Origin of the sequence: Kocuria carniphila (genome assembly GCF_004136555.1) — a bacterium.
Classification (GTDB): domain Bacteria; phylum Actinomycetota; class Actinomycetes; order Actinomycetales; family Micrococcaceae; genus Kocuria; species Kocuria carniphila.
In genome coordinates, this window is the sequence record NZ_NOIT01000011.1 from 47588 (window position 1) to 63249 (window position 15662).

19 protein-coding genes are annotated in these 15662 nt (G+C 61.6%); 8 read left to right on the forward strand and 11 right to left on the reverse strand.

Translation table 11 applies throughout. The annotated features are described in order from the left end of the window. Window positions 1–243: 243 nt before the first annotated feature. The 5 genes from EWV37_RS09315 to EWV37_RS09340 form a co-directional block, all read right to left on the reverse strand. Window positions 244–1260, reverse strand: a complete 1017-nt coding sequence (locus EWV37_RS09315; protein WP_129701250.1) for an NADP-dependent oxidoreductase — start codon at window positions 1258–1260, stop codon at window positions 244–246. A 676-nt stretch (window positions 1261–1936) separates the two neighbouring features. Next, window positions 1937–2194, reverse strand: a complete 258-nt coding sequence (locus EWV37_RS09325) for a Txe/YoeB family addiction module toxin (protein ID WP_095797089.1) — start codon at window positions 2192–2194, stop codon at window positions 1937–1939. A gap of 2 nt (window positions 2195–2196) precedes the next feature. Next, entirely contained in the window at window positions 2197–2454 is a 258-nt protein-coding gene (locus EWV37_RS09330; RefSeq protein ID WP_095797088.1) for a type II toxin-antitoxin system Phd/YefM family antitoxin, read from the reverse strand. A gap of 82 nt (window positions 2455–2536) precedes the next feature. Beyond that, entirely contained in the window at window positions 2537–3484 is a 948-nt protein-coding gene (locus EWV37_RS09335) for a DMT family transporter (RefSeq protein ID WP_129701254.1), read from the reverse strand. Further along, window positions 3481–4086, reverse strand: coding sequence for a TetR/AcrR family transcriptional regulator (locus EWV37_RS09340; RefSeq protein ID WP_129701256.1), 606 nt, complete (start codon window positions 4084–4086; stop codon window positions 3481–3483). The genes EWV37_RS09335 and EWV37_RS09340 overlap by 4 nt, the downstream gene beginning before the upstream one ends. Before the next feature lie 286 nt (window positions 4087–4372). Here EWV37_RS09340 and EWV37_RS09345 point away from each other — a divergent pair, with 286 nt between their 5' ends. After that, window positions 4373–4993, forward strand: a complete 621-nt coding sequence (locus EWV37_RS09345) for a ClpP family protease (protein WP_129701258.1) — start codon at window positions 4373–4375, stop codon at window positions 4991–4993. Beyond that, complete coding sequence (locus EWV37_RS09350) at window positions 4990–5586, forward strand: ClpP family protease (RefSeq protein WP_129701260.1); 597 nt, start codon at window positions 4990–4992, stop codon at window positions 5584–5586. The genes EWV37_RS09345 and EWV37_RS09350 overlap by 4 nt, the downstream gene beginning before the upstream one ends. Before the next feature lie 6 nt (window positions 5587–5592). On the opposite strand, the gene EWV37_RS09355 is transcribed toward EWV37_RS09350, so the two are convergent. The 3 genes from EWV37_RS09355 to EWV37_RS09365 all read right to left on the reverse strand — a co-directional run bounded on the left by EWV37_RS09355 (window position 5593) and on the right by EWV37_RS09365 (window position 7326). Then, window positions 5593–5886 (reverse strand): helix-turn-helix domain-containing protein, encoded by a 294-nt coding sequence (locus tag EWV37_RS09355; RefSeq protein WP_095797083.1) that lies wholly within the window; start codon window positions 5884–5886, stop codon window positions 5593–5595. A 140-nt stretch (window positions 5887–6026) separates the two neighbouring features. Next, window positions 6027–6473 carry an SRPBCC domain-containing protein gene (locus EWV37_RS09360; RefSeq protein WP_158222910.1) on the reverse strand — a complete coding sequence of 149 codons (447 nt, stop codon included), beginning with the start codon at window positions 6471–6473 and terminating at the stop codon, window positions 6027–6029. Between the two features lie 82 nt (window positions 6474–6555). Continuing rightward, entirely contained in the window at window positions 6556–7326 is a 771-nt protein-coding gene (locus tag EWV37_RS09365) for a formylglycine-generating enzyme family protein (RefSeq protein ID WP_129701263.1), read from the reverse strand. A gap of 25 nt (window positions 7327–7351) precedes the next feature. Between EWV37_RS09365 and EWV37_RS09370 the strand changes: the two genes are divergently transcribed. From EWV37_RS09370 to EWV37_RS09390, 5 genes are all read left to right on the forward strand, one after another. After that, a complete protein-coding gene (locus EWV37_RS09370; RefSeq protein WP_238663191.1) occupies window positions 7352–7726 on the forward strand; it encodes a mycothiol transferase in 375 nt (124 codons plus the stop codon). 71 nt (window positions 7727–7797) lie between these two features. Continuing rightward, window positions 7798–9150 (forward strand): ATP-binding protein, encoded by a 1353-nt coding sequence (locus tag EWV37_RS09375; RefSeq protein WP_095797079.1) that lies wholly within the window; start codon window positions 7798–7800, stop codon window positions 9148–9150. Window positions 9151–9221: 71 nt separating this feature from the next. Next, window positions 9222–9983 (forward strand): SDR family oxidoreductase, encoded by a 762-nt coding sequence (locus EWV37_RS09380; protein WP_129701266.1) that lies wholly within the window; start codon window positions 9222–9224, stop codon window positions 9981–9983. A gap of 194 nt (window positions 9984–10177) precedes the next feature. Then, window positions 10178–10813 (forward strand): YdhK family protein, encoded by a 636-nt coding sequence (locus EWV37_RS09385; RefSeq protein WP_095797077.1) that lies wholly within the window; start codon window positions 10178–10180, stop codon window positions 10811–10813. Between the two features lie 202 nt (window positions 10814–11015). Continuing rightward, window positions 11016–11243: a helix-turn-helix domain-containing protein gene (locus tag EWV37_RS09390; protein WP_095797076.1), complete on the forward strand. Its 228-nt coding sequence runs from the start codon at window positions 11016–11018 to the stop codon at window positions 11241–11243. 214 nt (window positions 11244–11457) lie between these two features. Here the strand turns inward: EWV37_RS09390 and EWV37_RS09395 are convergent, their stop codons facing one another. The 3 genes from EWV37_RS09395 to EWV37_RS09405 are packed head-to-tail and all read right to left on the reverse strand — an operon-like array spanning window position 11458 to window position 13340. Continuing rightward, entirely contained in the window at window positions 11458–12057 is a 600-nt protein-coding gene (locus EWV37_RS09395; RefSeq protein ID WP_238663192.1) for a class I SAM-dependent methyltransferase, read from the reverse strand. A 4-nt stretch (window positions 12058–12061) separates the two neighbouring features. After that, on the reverse strand, window positions 12062–12442 hold the full coding sequence (locus tag EWV37_RS09400; RefSeq protein ID WP_095797075.1) for a MerR family transcriptional regulator: 381 nt from the start codon (window positions 12440–12442) through the stop codon (window positions 12062–12064). Then, on the reverse strand, window positions 12435–13340 hold the full coding sequence (locus tag EWV37_RS09405) for an aldo/keto reductase (RefSeq protein ID WP_202976204.1): 906 nt from the start codon (window positions 13338–13340) through the stop codon (window positions 12435–12437). The genes EWV37_RS09400 and EWV37_RS09405 overlap by 8 nt, the downstream gene beginning before the upstream one ends. A 287-nt stretch (window positions 13341–13627) precedes the next feature. On the opposite strand from EWV37_RS09405, the gene EWV37_RS09410 reads away from it, so the two are divergent. Further along, window positions 13628–15649 (forward strand): glycoside hydrolase family 3 protein, encoded by a 2022-nt coding sequence (locus EWV37_RS09410; protein ID WP_095797074.1) that lies wholly within the window; start codon window positions 13628–13630, stop codon window positions 15647–15649. Window positions 15650–15662: the final 13 nt, after the last annotated feature.

The following is a 15662-nucleotide window of genomic DNA, read 5'->3' on the forward strand; positions in this document are numbered from 1 at the left end:
GCCGACTCCTTCGACGACGAGTACGTGCCCTTCCGTGAACAAGAAAGTGGAAGCGCCCTGTGACTGTAGCCACACAACTTCGCCCAGGGTATCCAGTTGCCATAAGTTTCCGGGCGACGCCGCGCGCGACGTTTGTGGGCGGCGTCGCCTTGTGCAGAAGGCCCCTGTCATCTGTGGCTGAGCATCGCAGGCCGGTGCGCCGATTTCATGCGAAGCTCAGCCTCAGATGTCGAGGCGCGCGTATTACAACCGCACAACCATCTTTCCAGTGTTCGCGCCGCCGAGCAGGTCGATGAACGCCTGCGGCGCGTTTTCCAGTCCGTCGCGGAATGTCTCATCCGCCTGGAGAGTGCCGTCCTGTAGCCATTCGATGGCGTGCTTGTGGAACTCCTCGGCCAGGTCGTAGTGGTTGCCCACGATGAACCCGCGCAGATTCAGCTCCTTGCCGACCGCTAGGAACAAGTTGTTCGGGCCGGGCTCCGGCTCAGTGTTGTTGTACTGCGAAACGGCGCCGCACATCGCCACGCGCCCATACTTGCGCAGTGCCCCGATTGCCGCTTGAAGGTGATCGCCGCCCACGTTGTCGTAATACACGTCAATCCCGTCGGGCGCGGCCTTGGTCAGCGACTCGGCGACGTCCCCGTCCTTGTAGTTGAAGGCCTCGTCGAACCCCAGTTCCTTTATGCGGGCGATCTTCTCGGCGGAACCCGCAGACCCGATCACCTTGGACGCCCCCAGCGCCTTGGCGATCTGGCCGACAGCGGAGCCGACGGCGCCGGCAGCGCCCGAGACGAACACGACGTCACCCTTCTTGAACTTCGCGATCTCCGTGAGCCCCACGTAGGCGGTGAGGCCGGGCATTCCGAGGATGCCGAGGTACTTGGACGGGGAGGCGGCCTCGACGTCGACGACGGTCGCGGCGTCGTCGTCGACCACCGAGAATTCGCGCCATCCCAGCATGTGCGAGACGTGATCGCCCACCTTGATGCTGTCGGATTCGGACGCGATCACGGTGCCTACCGCGGTGCCTTCCAGTGGTTCGTCGATCTGGAACGGCGGGATGTAGGACTTGGCGTCGTTCATGCGGCCGCGCATGTACGGGTCAACGGACATCACTTCGTTCTGCACGAGAATCTGCCCGGACTTAAGGGTGGGGATCGCCGCTGTTTCGAGACGGAAGTTCTCGTCCGTGGGTGTTCCGTGCGGTCGCGAGGCCAGGACGATCTGGCGTGTTTCTGTGGGTGTTTCGGTAGTTGCCATGAAAATTCCCCCATAGGACTTGTTGGCGTTGATGCAGGGTGGTCTAACGGTGTGAGATGTTTCCACCCTGTGCTGGAAAGTTGGTGAACACAAGTTCCACTAGGGATGATATTGAAGAGCGGCTCCGCCGATATCGCTTGATGATCACGTCAGATCCTCGGGCGTGTCAGGAACTTGGCCTCGAAGGAATCGGGCCATGATGGTGGCCAAGATCAGGGCAATTACGAAGGCGAAAAGCAGCGTGAACCCAAGGCCTGGTGCGGAGGAGGCCGATGGAGAGAGCTGTGCTGGCCAGTAGGGCCCATTCGATGAATCGCATGTTTGTCCATGGTGGCATGTAGGAATTCGAACACGTTCGTATAAGAACCGACAATTGCCCCTTGCGCAGCGGGCGAGAGACTGATGGCATGGGGTATGGAGCCCGATCAACGAGCAGCGAATGTAGATGCTGAGCGCGGCATTCCTAGCGCGATCAGACCGTTTATCCCGGCTTTCCTCGTGGTCCTTCTGGGTATCGGAACGCTCATGCTGAGGGTCGCTGGAGCCATCAATGACACAGCTTCATCGATTGTCTTTGCAATCTTGATTGCTGCCGGTTTGCTCTTCTACGTTCTCATCAACCGAGGAATCGACCCGAAGTAGCGGAGATCGAGATTCGCTTTCAAGGAGTCGCGGGCTACCCGTAGTGATACCTGCATGTGGCAATCAAGACGTCGTCGTTAGTCACCTTGTATACGAGACGATGCTCTTCCGTGATTCTGCGCGACCAGTAGCCAGCAAAGTCATAGCGCAAGGGCTCGGGTTTCCCGATATCCTCATTGCCATTTCGCACGATGTCTTGGATGAGAAGATTAATCCGTTTGAGGATCTTCCGGTCTTGACGTTGCCACCATAAGTACTCATCCCAGGCCGACTCGGACCAGACAAGTCTCATGATTAGTTCTCATTCAGAAGTTCGTGTGATGTGCCGCGTCCAGCCTCCAGCTCCTCCATGGAATTAAGAAGTCGTCGAGCGTTCTCAGGGGAACGCATTAGGTAGGCCGTCTCTTTCAGGGAGTTGTACTCATCCAACGAGACAATCACGACCGGCTCATGGCCAGAACGAGTCACAATGACCTCCTCCCGGTCATCGATGACTGAATCCAAGACTTCCGCATAGCGAGCCCGTGACTCCGAATAATTCATAGTCTTCATGGAACACCTCCGTACAAAAAAATGTACGCCCCATGTCGAGGGTGACGATTCGCCCGGGGGCTCCGTTTCCCCAGCATCGAGGTCAGAGCCGCGGTGCGGCGACTGCAGGGTCTTCGCGCGATGGGGCGGCCGGAGCGGCGTCGTCGGAGTTGGTGGGCGCTACGCCCAGGACTACTAGGGCGACGGCGAGAACTGCAAGACCTGCCCAGCCGAGGGTCGTGAGTTGCTCGCCCACCACGACGACCGCCAGGAGCGCCGCGACGGCGGGCTCGATCAGGGTGAGTGTCGTGGCGGTGCTGGGGCGAACACGTTTGAGCCCGAGTCCGAATAGGTAGTAGCCGAGGAACATCGGTATCAGCGCCATGTATGCGGCCACGGTGAACGATTCGGTTGAAGCGAGCAGGGGTGCGCCGGTGAGCAAGAGGACGGGTATCAAGAGCGCTCCACCGAACCCGAAGACGGCGCCCATTGCTGCCGCGCGTCCAATCTCACGAGAGATCAGGCGGTGGACCACCCAGGAATACAGGGCATAGGTGATGCCGGCGATCAGACCAAGTCCGATGCCGAAGAGTGTGTCCGAGGCTGACGCCGTTGGTTGATCGGCCTTGGCCACACACAACATCGCACTACCTGCGATGCCCAGGGCAGCCGCCATCATCCACCAGCCACTCAACGGTTTGCGCTCCAGGATGAGCTCTAGGATTCCAGAGGCCAGCGGCGCCGAGGCCAGCGAGACCACCGTGCCGATGGCCACGCCCGCCAAGTGCATTGAGCTGTAGAACGCGAGCGGGTAAATGGCCACGGCCACGGCTCCCGCGGCGATCAGACCCGTGTGTGAGCGTAAATCTTGGCGGGCGCGTTTCAGGGAGGGGAGGGCGATGGCGGCCTGGAGCAATCCACCGATGCCAAGGGCGGCCGCGCCGATGGCGAGCGGGCCTGCGTCCGGAGCGAAGGTCGCCGCTGTCCCGGTGGTGCCCCACAAAAAGGCGGTGACCAGAATGGCGACTACGCCGCTCGTCGTTCCCTTCATCGGGTTCGGTTCAGATCTGCGAGCATGCCGACGGCGATCGCCCGGGCTCGGCGCAGTCGGCTCGGTTCGCCCTCCAAGCCAGATCGGGCCATGGCTCCTTCGAGGAGGTAGCTCAAGTGTTCGCCCACTTCAGCGGCGGAATCGTTGTCGGTCAGGAGGCGTAGCTGTTCGACCAGCAGCCCCTCCACGTACTCCTTGTGGCGGCGCACGATCTCCCGGCCGGGATCGCCGACGGGAAGTTCCGCAGCAGCATTGAGAAGGCCACAGCCTCGAAAGCCGTGTTCGTACCCGGTGCTCGCGTGGTCGATGTAGGCGTCGAATACCGCGAGGATCTGTTCCTGGGGCGTGCTGACCTTAGCTGCACGAGCTCGATACAGCGCGAGCCACTCTTGATGCCTGGCCTCAACGTAGGCCTCGACGAGATCCGCTTTGGAGGAAAAGTTGTTGTACAGGCTCATCTTCGCCACCCCGGCCTGCGCGGTGATCCGGTCAATGCCGGTGGCGTTGATGCCGTCCGCATAGAACCGTTGAGCGGCTGCGTGGAGGATCCGGTGACGAGCCGACGGTTTCCGGGCTGCAGAGTGTGATGGCTGGGGTGTCATGAACGTCTCCTTCATAATAGGTAGACCAGTCTACCTATTATGTAGATCCGGTCACTAGAGTGGGCCACAGTGCGGGCTAGTTCGGACATCCGGGGCAGAGCTTCGCGCGCTGGTGGAGGCCGACGCCATTTCGGGCAGAGGATCGTAGAAAAACCCATAGCTGGCGGGCGAACCACTGCCACAAATGTTCAGCGCTCGTGGTGACGGACCGGCCACGCTGCTGTGAGCAGCGCTGCCCACGGCAGCACCAGGGCCGGGCGGCCATGAGAGCGGACAAGCTTGACGCATGACTGAAACTACTGCTGCTCCGGCCGGGAGCACGCTTGACGAAGAAATGTACCGGCAACTGTTCGAGCGTCGGATCCTGCTCCTCGGGGAGCCATTGGAGGGGTGGAACTCGAACCGTCTCTGCAATGGGCTCATCCTTTTAGCGGCCAAGGATCCCCGAGCAGACATCACGTTGCTCATCAACTCCCCGGGTGGCTCGGTGCCCGGAATGCTCGCGATTCGCGACTGCATGCGGGCCATCCCGTGCGACGTTGCCACGATCAATCTCGGAATGGCCTACAGCGCCGGGCAATTCCTCTTGTCCTCTGGCGCCCCTGGTAAGCGTTACGCGATGGAACATTCCAAGGTGCTGCTCCATCAGGGTTCATCGGGGATAGCCGGTACGGCCATGGACATCGCAATCCAAGCTGACGACCTCCGTCACACCCGTGACACTGTTCTTTCGCTGGTCGCCCAGGACACCGGTCAAGACCGCGATGTGATCGAACAGGACTCAAGGCGTGACCGGTGGTTCGATGCCCAAGAGGCTCTTGAATACGGGTTCATCGACCATGTGGTCACGGGGCTGGACGACCTTGTGTCGAACCTCGAACCTTCCACGGCAGGAAAAGGCTCATGAGCACTTACACCATCCCCTACGTCACCACCCATAGCCCGCAGGGAGACCGCACGGTCGACGTGTACTCGAGACTTCTTGAAGAGCGGATCGTTTACCTGGGCACGGCGATTGATGATGGCGTGGCCAACGCAATCATCGCTCAGCTCATCCACCTGGAAGCAGATAAGCCCGACCAGCCCATTCAGCTCTACATCAACTCACCGGGCGGTTCGATCCCAGCCATGCTGGCGATCTACGATGCCATGAATTACGTGCGATGCGACGTGTACACCACGTGCGTGGGAGAGGCCGGGTCCACCGCCGCAGTCATTCTTGCCGGGGGAACACCCGGTGGGAGATCTATGCTGCCCCACGGGCGCGTGGTCATTCACGCTCCCGCCGCGGAAGGGCGCGGAGCGGTCCCCGACCTCATTCTCGAAGCCGATGAAATTGAACGTGTGCGCACGATGCTCGAAGAAATCCTGGCCCGGCACACGCAGAAAACTCGGGAACAGATCCGGAAGGACACGGAACGCGACCTCATCCTCACCGCCGAGAAGGCGTTGGAGTACGGGGTCATCGACGAGATTGTCGGGCAGCGCCCTCGTCATTGAGGTGGATCAGGCCGCGAGGCACAGCGAACCGCGATCAACATTGGACGCGGCACGACGTGCGACCTCACCAACGGTCAGGTCCAGTGCGCCCGCCACGGCACTGAAGATCTCGGACGAAGGGTCTTTTCGACCCCGCTCGATCTCCGAGAGGTACTGCGGCGCAACCCCTGCGCGACTCGCGACATCTGCAATACGTTCGCCCCGGTCGAGGCGCTCCTCACGAAGCGTCTCACCCACGGACTCCCGCCAGAGCAGGTCTGACGAGGCTTCAGGTGCCGGAAACTTCACTACGTCGCCCATGTGTCCACGCTACGCCTCATACATGGACTCATGTCACTGCCGTGAGCTTAATTCGGGGCCTTCAAACCGACGCCGCCCCGACCGGTGATTCGCCGGTGCGGGCACCGGCTTTGGGCCGGTCATCCATCCACTTCGTACCGCTACTCACTCAGAAACTCCGCCAACTGCGCGAGTGCTTTGGTGTGACCGTTCCGGTGACCATCGATCATGTCCTGACCCACGAACGAGGCCACTTGATCAACGATGGTGACCAGGGCGCCGTCGTCGTGGGGTTCGAAGGTCCAGGTGACCAGCGCGGTCGCGAGGAGCGTGCCGTCGGTCGTGACCGTGTCGGTGTGGACGACCAACTCGCGCGGAAGGATCTGGACGTACCCGATCTCGCCCGCGACATTGAGATCGCCGGACGGGCCGCAGCGGTACGAGGCGCGGCCTCCGGGGCGGAAGTCATCGGTGGAGTAGACCAACCCGTCGCCCTTGGGGACGCTCCACTTCGACCGTGAGGACGTGTCCTGGAAGGCCGCCCACACAGTGTCCAGGGGTGCTGAAATGACCTGAGTGATGTGAAGGGTCTGATGCGTGACGCTCATGGGAAGCTCCAGAGCTTGTGGGGTTGGGAGTCCAGTCAAGCACCGTGGCACCCGCAAGGAAAGGAGACGTTCGTCGACCCGATCAGAGCTGGTTCGTCGGAAAGTCCTTGAGCGGTGTCCAGCCGAACGGAACGGGTCCGCGGGGCTTCGCACGAGCGCGGTCCTCGACATCGGACCACCCCTGTGCGTCGGTGGCACCGGGATCGCCGACGGCGCCGCGGGCCGGTCGAAAGCCGACGTCGTCAATGACGGCATCCGGCGCGCTTCCCCGTCGAACGGATGCCCGGCAGCTCCACGAAGGATCAGCCCAGCCCCCGCCCCGAAGGCTTCGGTAACCCCGGTATCGCGCGGGATCCGTCAGGTCCCAGCACCATTCCCACACGTTTCCGAGCATGTCGTAGAGGCCGAAGTCATTGGGCTGTTTGGTGGCCACGGGCTGAGGTGAGTCGACGCCGTCGGTCTCGGTCCAGGAAATCTCCGCGAGGGGGCCGTACGTTGGGCCGGTCGTTCCCGCGCGGCATGCGAATTCCCATTCGGCGTCGGTGGGTAGGCGATAGCCGTCCGCGGCTGGATTCCAGAACGCCCAGTCATCGGTGATCGTGTACGCGGGCGAGAGGCATTTCGCTTCCGATGCCGCATTGCACCACCTGATCGCGTCGAACCAGGTCACGGGCGCGGCGGGTTCATTCGCATTCGAATTGCCCGCCTCCCCAGCGTATTGCCCGACCGTTACGGGAGTCTCGGCGAGCTGGAATGCCTCAAGGACGACGTCGCGCACGGCTCCGGCCCGCGCGTTCTTGAGTGTGATGCTGCCCGCTGGAACGTGACGGAAGGTAATCTCGGACGGGGTCATGAATGACAGCCTTCCATGAACCCTGATGAGGCAGCTTGTCCTCAACGAACCATCGAGAACCGAACCGCCTGCAGTCAGGGAGGTTCTCTGGGCTGAAGATGGCATCGAGCCCTGGGAATCCGTGGATTGGGAGGCGTCACCGGATTGGGAGTTCGACACCGCCATTCACGACGACCCGGCCGATCTCGTCGAGAACTGGCAGACGAGTGTCTCACTGGCCCGGGGGAACGCCGAACGTGCCTACACGGAGGGCGGCCTAGACACCAGAAGCAAAACCACACGCCACGGCGAAACCCACAACCTCCGCTGGATCCTGACCCACATGATCGAGGAGTACGCCCGCCACAACGGACACGTGGACCTGAGCAGGGAATCCATCGACGGGCTCACGGGGGAGTAAAAGCAGCCGGCCGAGGCCCCGTGTCATGATGAAGCCCTCCAACTCACCAACCGGAACGAAGGAGTTCTCGGGTGACTACGTGGCATATCAGAGATTTCCACCCCGCTGACATGGACTCGATTCTGCGCCTGTGGGAGAGTTCCCGCTTGTCCGGCGTGGAACCCGTTTACGCCCTGTCGGAAGTCCTGGCGTCATGCCAGGAGGACCAAGCCGTGGTCGCCGTGGACGACGACGTGGTGGTCGGCGCGGCCGTCGCACGCGCTGCGCATGACCAAGGTTGGATCGTGTTCTTCGGCGTGGACAGCCAGTGGCTCGACCAGGGCATCGGCAGTGCGCTGTTGGCCGCCGTCGAAAGCAAACTCGCGCCACTTGGTCTCACCAGGCTCTCCATCCTGGTGCCTGATTCCGAGCGTCGCGTGGAGGCTTTGGGGGACGCTGGCTACCTGGACAAGAAACACCTTCGCTACTTCGAGCGGGAAATCCCCATCCAGCGCCAAGAAATCGGACTGCTCCACGCGCTCGGCGGTCGGCTGCTGTCGCGAAACCTGTGGAACAACATGGGTGGCATGCAGCGGGAGAAGGAAATGCTCGAACGGCGTCTGGTGCTGCCGCTAGCCGATCCAGATCTCGCCCAGCAATACGGCGTGGTGCCGCCCCGGGCGGTCATGCTGTTCGGGCCTCCCGGCACCGGCAAGACGACCTTCGCCAAGGCCATTGCCTCTCGCCTGGAATGGCCGTTCGTTGAGGTCTTCCCGTCCCGTCTCGCCGCCGATCCCAAGGGCCTGGCCGGTGCCTTGCGTGAGATCTTCCTGGAAATCTCGCAGCTGGAACACGCGGTCGTCTTCATCGACGAGGTCGAGGAAATTGCCGCGCAACGCAAGGGCGATCCGCCGTCGCCGCTGCAGGGGGTGACCAACGAGCTACTCAAAATCATTCCCGCATTCCGCGACCGCCCCGGCCGACTGCTGGTTTGCGCCACCAACTTCATTCGCACGTTGGATTCGGCCTTCCTGCGCCATGGCCGTTTCGACTACGTCATCCCGATTGGCCTGCCCGACGACGTTGCTCGCCAAGCCATTTGGCTGCGCTACATCCCCGAATCGGTCGCCGAAAATGTTGATTTGGATCTGCTGGTGTCCAAGTCGAACGGCTTCTCCCCGGCGGATATCGAGTTCTCGGCGCGCAAGGCTTCCCAGCACGCGCTGGAGAAATCGGTTTACGGGGCCGCTTCGGATGGTTCCGCAGCTGAAGCTGCCGACGTCGACGACGCCGCCAAGACCGACGCCGCCGCCGTTCGCGCACCTGGCGCTACCGGACCCACGACGGAGGACTATCTGGAGGCCATCGCTCAAACCCGCGCCACGGTCTCCGCGGAGGTCGTCCACGAGTTCCAGGAGGACATCAAGCGGATCGCGCGGTTGTAGCCGTTTGGTTCGTTCCACGGTGAGTTTGCCGCCCCCTATCTCCCGCAGTTGGGCGTGGCTAGGGTGGATGCATGAGCAAAATTGCGGTGTTGGGCGCCAGTGGAAATTTCGGGTCTGCCCTGTCAGACAAGTTGGAACAGCAGGGTCATGACGTGGTGCGCATCAGTCGCAGCCACGGTGTGGACGTAATGTCACCCGAGGGGTTGGAGCGAGCCCTGGACGGCGTGGACATCGTGGTCGACGCACTGCACATTGATGCCCTCGGCGCGCAGAAGTCGATCGAGTTCTTCACCCGTGCGGCACGAAACGTGGTCCAGGCGGCGCAAGCGAACGGCGTCGGCAGGATCGTGTGTCTGTCCATTGCGGGCGCAACTAACCCCGAGGTGAACCACCGAAACGGCCATTACCAAGGGAAGGCCGCACAGGAGAGCTTTTACCAAGAGGCTGACATCCCCTCCACCACGGTGCGCTCATCGCAGTGGTTCGAGCTGATCCCCGTGCTCGTCCATCGGGTGACCAAGGGGCCGCTGTCGATCATGCCGAGCATGCTGCTGGCGCCTGCCGCGATGAGCGATGTGGTGACTTACATGGCGGATCTCGTGAGTGAACCTCGCCCGGCTCGGAACGAGATTGTTGCTGTTCGGGGACCCCAGGTGGATTCCGCGGCGAACTTTGCCCGGCGGATTCTCGCTGTCAAGGGTTCGATCGACGGCGTGCAACCGAAGACCATTCGCGAGGCTCCGTACTTGGGTCGCGGAATCGCCAACGGTGGCCTCATCCCGGCCGACGCCCACGTGACCACCACGACGATCGATGAGTGGCTCGGCGCGTAGGGGCAGCACCCAGCCACAGCATTGAGAAGTCCAATGTGCGAGCAATCATTGCTTGATTAATACCCCATAGGGGTATACAAAAGAAGGAGAGGAACCGTTCGGGTTTTCGGCGCGCGGCTCAGTCGCTCGGGGTTGCTGCCCATCGATGCCGCACCCCGCACCGAAACTCGAACCAACAACTGGGAGGATCCACCATGAAACGCACCATCACTTTGCCTGGCCTGACACTGGCCGCTGCCTTGGCGTTGACTGCCTGTGGTGGCACGGACGCCGGGGAGGAAGAGACGCCCTCAGTGCCGGGCACCACGGCAACCGCAACGTCGTCGCAGTCTGCTGATGAGGCGTCCGGTGCTCATGGGGGTCATGAGGGGCATGAAGGAATGGGTGGTGCTGAGCACCAGCACAACCCGAATGGTGGTCCTCCCCCTGAGGGAATCGTGGAAGTAAGCGACCCGACATACCCCGTGAGCTCCTCAGTGACCCTCACTGCCGATCACATGCCGGGTATGCGGGGCAGCGAAGCCACCATTACGGGTGCCTTCGACACGACCGCTTACTCGGTGACGTACACGCCGACCGACGGTGGCGAACCCGTGGTCGATCACAAGTGGGTTGTCCAGGAAGAACTACAGGACCCGGGTGAACCGCCCCTGGCGGATGGTACGGAAGTCGTGCTGACCGCCGATCACATGGCGGGGATGAAGGGAGCCGAGGCCACCATCGAGAGCTCCACCGATGAGACCGTTTACATGGTGGACGTGGAGACGGACGGGATGAAAATGACGAATCACAAGTGGGTTGTCGAGAGCGAGGTTCAACCCGCTGAATAGCCTGAGTGCTCTTCAGGCAGATCGACACCGATGACACCTCGGGAATCCTGTCGCCGGCTAATCAGATCTCGATTGGGTGCGGTCATCCAATTGATGGTTCCCCGCGTTTTGGGGATGTAACCGTGCGGTGTCTTTTCAATAAGTCACCGCACGGTTACACTCTAGATTGTCACCAAGCGGTTACACGTCGGTCAGGGGTGCCATGAGGATTCAAACTGCTGCTGAACTCGGCGCAGCGATTCGCAATCGACGGCTGGACTCCGGGTTGACCCAAGCTGCGCTAGCAGACAAGGCTGGTGTCTCTCGCAAGTGGTTGGTCGAGGTTGAGGCGGGAAAATACAGCGCCGAAGTCGGCCGTGTTCTGGATGTTCTCTGGGCAGTGGGGTTGAGGACCGATCTGGCTCCGGAAGACCAGAATTCTGAAAACTAGAATGAGGGCATATCTGAAAGGCATTAATCCTTTCTCACCCGCCCGATACTTGGTGAACGGAAGCTACCCTGCGAGAACCCGCCGAGAGCCGTCGTTCCCCATGAATGCAAGTTCTGTCAGCTACTACCAACCACGGGAACCCGGCCGACTCCGCGCATACAGTAACCACCACGTCGATCGATGACTGGCTCGGTGCTTAGAAACCGTCTCTGAGCTAAGGGGTGGAGAAACCCGGTCTGCGAGCAATCACTGCGGCATGTGGCCTGCTACCCGGAACAGTTCTCTGGTGAGACTCAACCACCTTGAATCCCGCTGCTTTAAGAGCGTTGCTCATCCCCTCAAGACTCCAGAAATATGCGCGGCTCACAGCGTGGTCGAATTCTTCGCCGTCCGTACCGCCAAAGAATCCCAGGAGCGCACTTCCACCGGGCCTCAACACCCGAGCAAACTCCTCAAGGATCTGGGGAACAGCGGAGGGTTCGGTGTGGATCAGCGAGTACCACGCAAGGATGCCTCCAAGGGAGTGAGACTGCAATGGCAGCCGTCTGAAATCACCACGTTCGAAGTTCACATCGGGGTAGGCGGCTCGCGCGTGGCCAATGAACTCCTCTGACAAATCAACACCCAAGACGTCTCGTCCATCCTGGCTCAATAATTCAGTCCAGTGACCTGGCCCGCAGCCTGCGTCCAGTAATGGCCCTGAACAGGAATCCCGCCACTCGCTAATCAGTTCTCGATCCGGCGTGGCCATCTGTTCGACGCTTCCCAGCGCTTCGATGTACTCGATAGCGCGGCGGTTGTAGTCGTCCTGCACTTGTTCACTGTGGCCCATGTCCACCCAGCCGTTGGTTGTAGTCCTCGATCTTTCTGTTGATCACGCGCATAGAATGCTGCCAGGACTCTATCTCTTGGATGACTTGTTCTCGATGATCACGTAAAAGGTCGAGTCGTTCGGGCACGCCATCTGGATCGCTCGCTACCAACCTGGTGAACGCCGCGATCTTGACCAGTGGCATACCTGTGGATTTGAGATGCAGAAGAACTTCGAGGAGGTGTAACTGGGTTTCGGTGTAGACACGATGCCCGGCGCTATCTTTGGTGGGTGCCGGGACGATTCCCTTGCGTTCGTAATAGCGCAGGGTGTCTGGCTCAAGGCCAAGGTGCCGAGCGGCGTCGCCAATGGACATGCGATCACTCATGCCGAGCCCTTTCCAGCCATTCCACATCCGATGAATTGAGCGTAGTCGTGACGGCTTCCCAAGCGCTCTGCACTTGCTCGGGAGTGGAGACCCCAACGACGGGAATTACCTTTTCGCGTCGGCGGACCATCCAGGAGAGAACGACTTGACCTCGGTCCAGCCGATACTTGTTGCCGATTTCGGTTAATGCCGCCGACGCCGCGGGCCCCATTTCATAGCCTTCTGGCAGCGGCCGATCCGCGCGGGTATATGCACCAGAGAGCAGGGGTGAATACCCCAGCCTCGTCAGGTTGAGTTCACTGCAGAGCGATGACACTTCATCGTCGAGTAGCACGTGAGGACTCAGGTCGGTGCTCGGAGCCGGCTCCAGATACGAGAAACGTTGCTGCAGCGCTGTATATGGGTGGGCCGAAGGCGTTTCAAGGGCTTCCGTGAGACGAGCCGCCGTCAGATTGCTGGAAGCAATGGTTCTGGTGAGGCCCTCATCCACTAACTGGCTCAGGGCATCCAGTGTTTCCTCGAGCGCGGTGTTCGCGTCATCGACGTGCGTGTAGAGAACGTCGACATGATCCACGTCAAGGCGTCGCAAGGAGTCTTGCACCTGGGTGCGGATTGCTCGGCGGGAAAGCCCCATCGATGCGTCCAGGCCGTCTCCCAATGAACGTGGACGGGCCCCGATTTTTGTCGCCAAGGTGACCTCGTCGCGCATGCCAGTGCCGTTAGCGGCCAGCCAGGCACCGATCGTCTCCTCGGACTCGTTGCCAGTTCCATTCGCCCAGAACGCGTAGTTGTTGGCTGTGTCCCAGAATCGTGCGCCCAACTCATAAGCATGGTTCAAGCAGGCGAAAGCCTGGTTGCGGGGGACTTGCGTACCAAAATACATAGTTCCCAAGGCCATCGGAGGAATCATTACGGGTCCGATAGTGAATGCGCTTGATCTCATGCTGTTACCCAAACAGTTGGACCATGGTCCAGGTCAATGAACGCCGCCGCAAACCTGCCCGAGCGCCGTCGTCCCCGCTCCGAAAGCCGCAACTCCTGGCAACTGCTGCCAACTACGGGAACCCGGCCGGCACCGCGCATACAGTGACCATCAGATCGCCATGGTCGGAGCTGGCTGGGTTTTTGGAGTGGTCAGCGCCGCCGTAATGGCACGGAGTTGGACGCGACGAAGGGGCCGCACACATGACTACTCAACCCGAACTCGGCAGCAAGACCGGCCGCTACATCGAGCAGGACGGCCTGACGTTTCGCGATCTCGACGGCGACGGCGCCCTGTCGCCCTTCGAGGATTGGCGCCTCCCCGCCGCCGAACGAGCTCGTGACCTGGTCTCCCGCATGACCACCGAGGAGAAGGCCGGGCTGATGGTCATCGGCTCGCACTACCCGGGCTACTCCGCATTCCTGCCTACCCCCGTTGAGGGACAGATCCTCAATCAGGAGGACGTCTGGCGCGACGCCAACCCCATCACCGGCGTGCCTTTCGCCGAGCCGGTACTGGTGACCTCGGCAACCGACAAGGCCATCAACGAGCGCGGTCAGCGCTACTTCGTGGTCCGCGACAACCTCACTCCCCAGGAACTCACCGAGTGGACCAACGCGGTCCAGGAACTCGCCGAGAACTCGCGACTGGGCATCCCTGCGATCTTCGCGTCCAACCCCCGCAACCATGTCGCGCTCGTCTCCCAGTTCGGTGTGAACGAGTCCACCGGCATCTTCTCCGAGTGGCCCGGTGAGCTGGGTCTGGCCGCACTGAACGACAAGGAACTCATCGAGACTTTCGGCCACGAGATCGCCAAGGAATGGCGCGCAGGCGGCATCCACAAGCTCTACGGGTACATGGCTGACCTCGCCTCCGAGCCTCGCTGGTCCCGCTTCAATGGCACCTTCGGTGAGGATCCCGAGCTGGTCTCCGAGTACATCGGCGCCGTGGTGCGTGGTATGCAGGGCGAGACCCTGAGCGAAGAATCCGTGGCCACTACCATCAAGCACTTTCCGGGCGGCGGCGTGCGTCTGGACGGTCACGATCCGCACTTCGAGTGGGGCCAGACCAACGAGTACCCCACCGAGAACGCGCTCGAGAAGTACCACTTACCCCCGTTCCAGGCCGCTCTGGACGCCGGTGCCGCCTCGATCATGCCGTATTACGCCCGCCCCATGAACAACTCCTCCCCGCAGCTGGACCAGGAGTTCTGGCAGGGCCCCACCACTCAGTTCGAGGAGGTTGCGTTCGCCTACAACCGCACCTTCATTCAAAGGCTGCTGCGCGACAAGATGGGTCATGAGGGCTACGTGAACTCCGACTCCGGGGTCATCGACGCCATGATGTGGGGCGTCGAGGACCTCAGCGAGGCCGACCGTTTCGCCGCCGCCGTCCGCGCCGGCACCGATATCTTCTCGGACATGGCCAACCCCGCCCAGCTGATCGCCGCCGTCGAGCAGGGTCACCTGGAAGCCTCCGAGCTCGACCAGCCCGCCGCGCGGCTGCTCACCGAAATCTTTGCGCTCGGCCTGTTCGAGAACCCCTACGTCGACGCCGCTCGTGCCGCCTCCGTCATCGGCGCCCCTGAGATCTCGGCCCTGGGCGAGCGCGCGCAGCGACAGTCGGTCACGCTCCTTCGTAACGACGCCGACGCCGCTCTGTTGCCTCTCCAGCTCGACAAGCCCATCAAGGTCTATCCCTTCGTGACGGGCCGTACCAAGATCGACCAGGTGCAGGGCCAGCTGGAAGAGGCCATTGCGGCGGTATGGCCAACCGCAGACATCGTGAGTGCTCCCGAGGACGCGGACTTCGCGCTCATCTGGGCCCGCCCTGAGATCGCACTGTTCGAGGACGATCGCGAAGGTGTGTCGCTGTCTCTCGACCCCCGTGACAACGGCGTGGACGTGGACCGTGTTCAGGTGATCGAGAAGACCGTTCCCACACTGTTGGTGGTCAACGCGACCAACCCGTGGTTGCTGGCCGAACTCGAGCCCGAAGCCCAGGCGGTGGCGATCACGTTCGAGATCAAGCCCGAGCACCTGCTGCGCTCGCTGTCCGGAGAAGATGGCGGCCCTGCCGGTCGCCTGCCCATGACCCTGCCTGTGTCCGCGCAAGCCATTGCGGATTCACCCCGCGATGTGCCCGGCAAGTTCCTGGGTGACGAGTACGCCTACCGCGACCGTGACGGGAACCTGTACAGCTACGGATTCGGGCGTAGTCTCTAGTTTCTCGGGGAGG

What these genes read in the sequence shown, in the direction of transcription:
- EWV37_RS09355 (WP_095797083.1), bottom strand. Translation starts at nt 5,886, where the DNA reads ATGGGCGACGTAGTGAAGTTTCCGGCACCTGAAGCCTCGTCAGACCTG.
- EWV37_RS09350 (WP_129701260.1), top strand. Translation starts at nt 4,990, where the DNA reads ATGAGCACTTACACCATCCCCTACGTCACCACCCATAGCCCGCAGGGA.
- EWV37_RS09400 (WP_095797075.1), bottom strand. Translation starts at nt 12,442, where the DNA reads ATGAGTGATCGCATGTCCATTGGCGACGCCGCTCGGCACCTTGGCCTT.
- EWV37_RS09365 (WP_129701263.1), bottom strand. Translation starts at nt 7,326, where the DNA reads ATGACCCCGTCCGAGATTACCTTCCGTCACGTTCCAGCGGGCAGCATC.
- EWV37_RS09385 (WP_095797077.1), top strand. Translation starts at nt 10,178, where the DNA reads ATGAAACGCACCATCACTTTGCCTGGCCTGACACTGGCCGCTGCCTTG.
- EWV37_RS09380 (WP_129701266.1), top strand. Translation starts at nt 9,222, where the DNA reads ATGAGCAAAATTGCGGTGTTGGGCGCCAGTGGAAATTTCGGGTCTGCC.
- EWV37_RS09345 (WP_129701258.1), top strand. Translation starts at nt 4,373, where the DNA reads ATGACTGAAACTACTGCTGCTCCGGCCGGGAGCACGCTTGACGAAGAA.
- EWV37_RS09370 (WP_238663191.1), top strand. Translation starts at nt 7,352, where the DNA reads ATGAGGCAGCTTGTCCTCAACGAACCATCGAGAACCGAACCGCCTGCA.
- EWV37_RS09390 (WP_095797076.1), top strand. Translation starts at nt 11,016, where the DNA reads ATGAGGATTCAAACTGCTGCTGAACTCGGCGCAGCGATTCGCAATCGA.
- EWV37_RS09405 (WP_202976204.1), bottom strand. Translation starts at nt 13,340, where the DNA reads ATGGCCTTGGGAACTATGTATTTTGGTACGCAAGTCCCCCGCAACCAG.
- EWV37_RS09315 (WP_129701250.1), bottom strand. Translation starts at nt 1,260, where the DNA reads ATGGCAACTACCGAAACACCCACAGAAACACGCCAGATCGTCCTGGCC.
- EWV37_RS09410 (WP_095797074.1), top strand. Translation starts at nt 13,628, where the DNA reads ATGACTACTCAACCCGAACTCGGCAGCAAGACCGGCCGCTACATCGAG.
- EWV37_RS09325 (WP_095797089.1), bottom strand. Translation starts at nt 2,194, where the DNA reads ATGAGACTTGTCTGGTCCGAGTCGGCCTGGGATGAGTACTTATGGTGG.
- EWV37_RS09335 (WP_129701254.1), bottom strand. Translation starts at nt 3,484, where the DNA reads ATGAAGGGAACGACGAGCGGCGTAGTCGCCATTCTGGTCACCGCCTTT.
- EWV37_RS09330 (WP_095797088.1), bottom strand. Translation starts at nt 2,454, where the DNA reads ATGAAGACTATGAATTATTCGGAGTCACGGGCTCGCTATGCGGAAGTC.
- EWV37_RS09340 (WP_129701256.1), bottom strand. Translation starts at nt 4,086, where the DNA reads ATGACACCCCAGCCATCACACTCTGCAGCCCGGAAACCGTCGGCTCGT.
- EWV37_RS09360 (WP_158222910.1), bottom strand. Translation starts at nt 6,473, where the DNA reads ATGAGCGTCACGCATCAGACCCTTCACATCACTCAGGTCATTTCAGCA.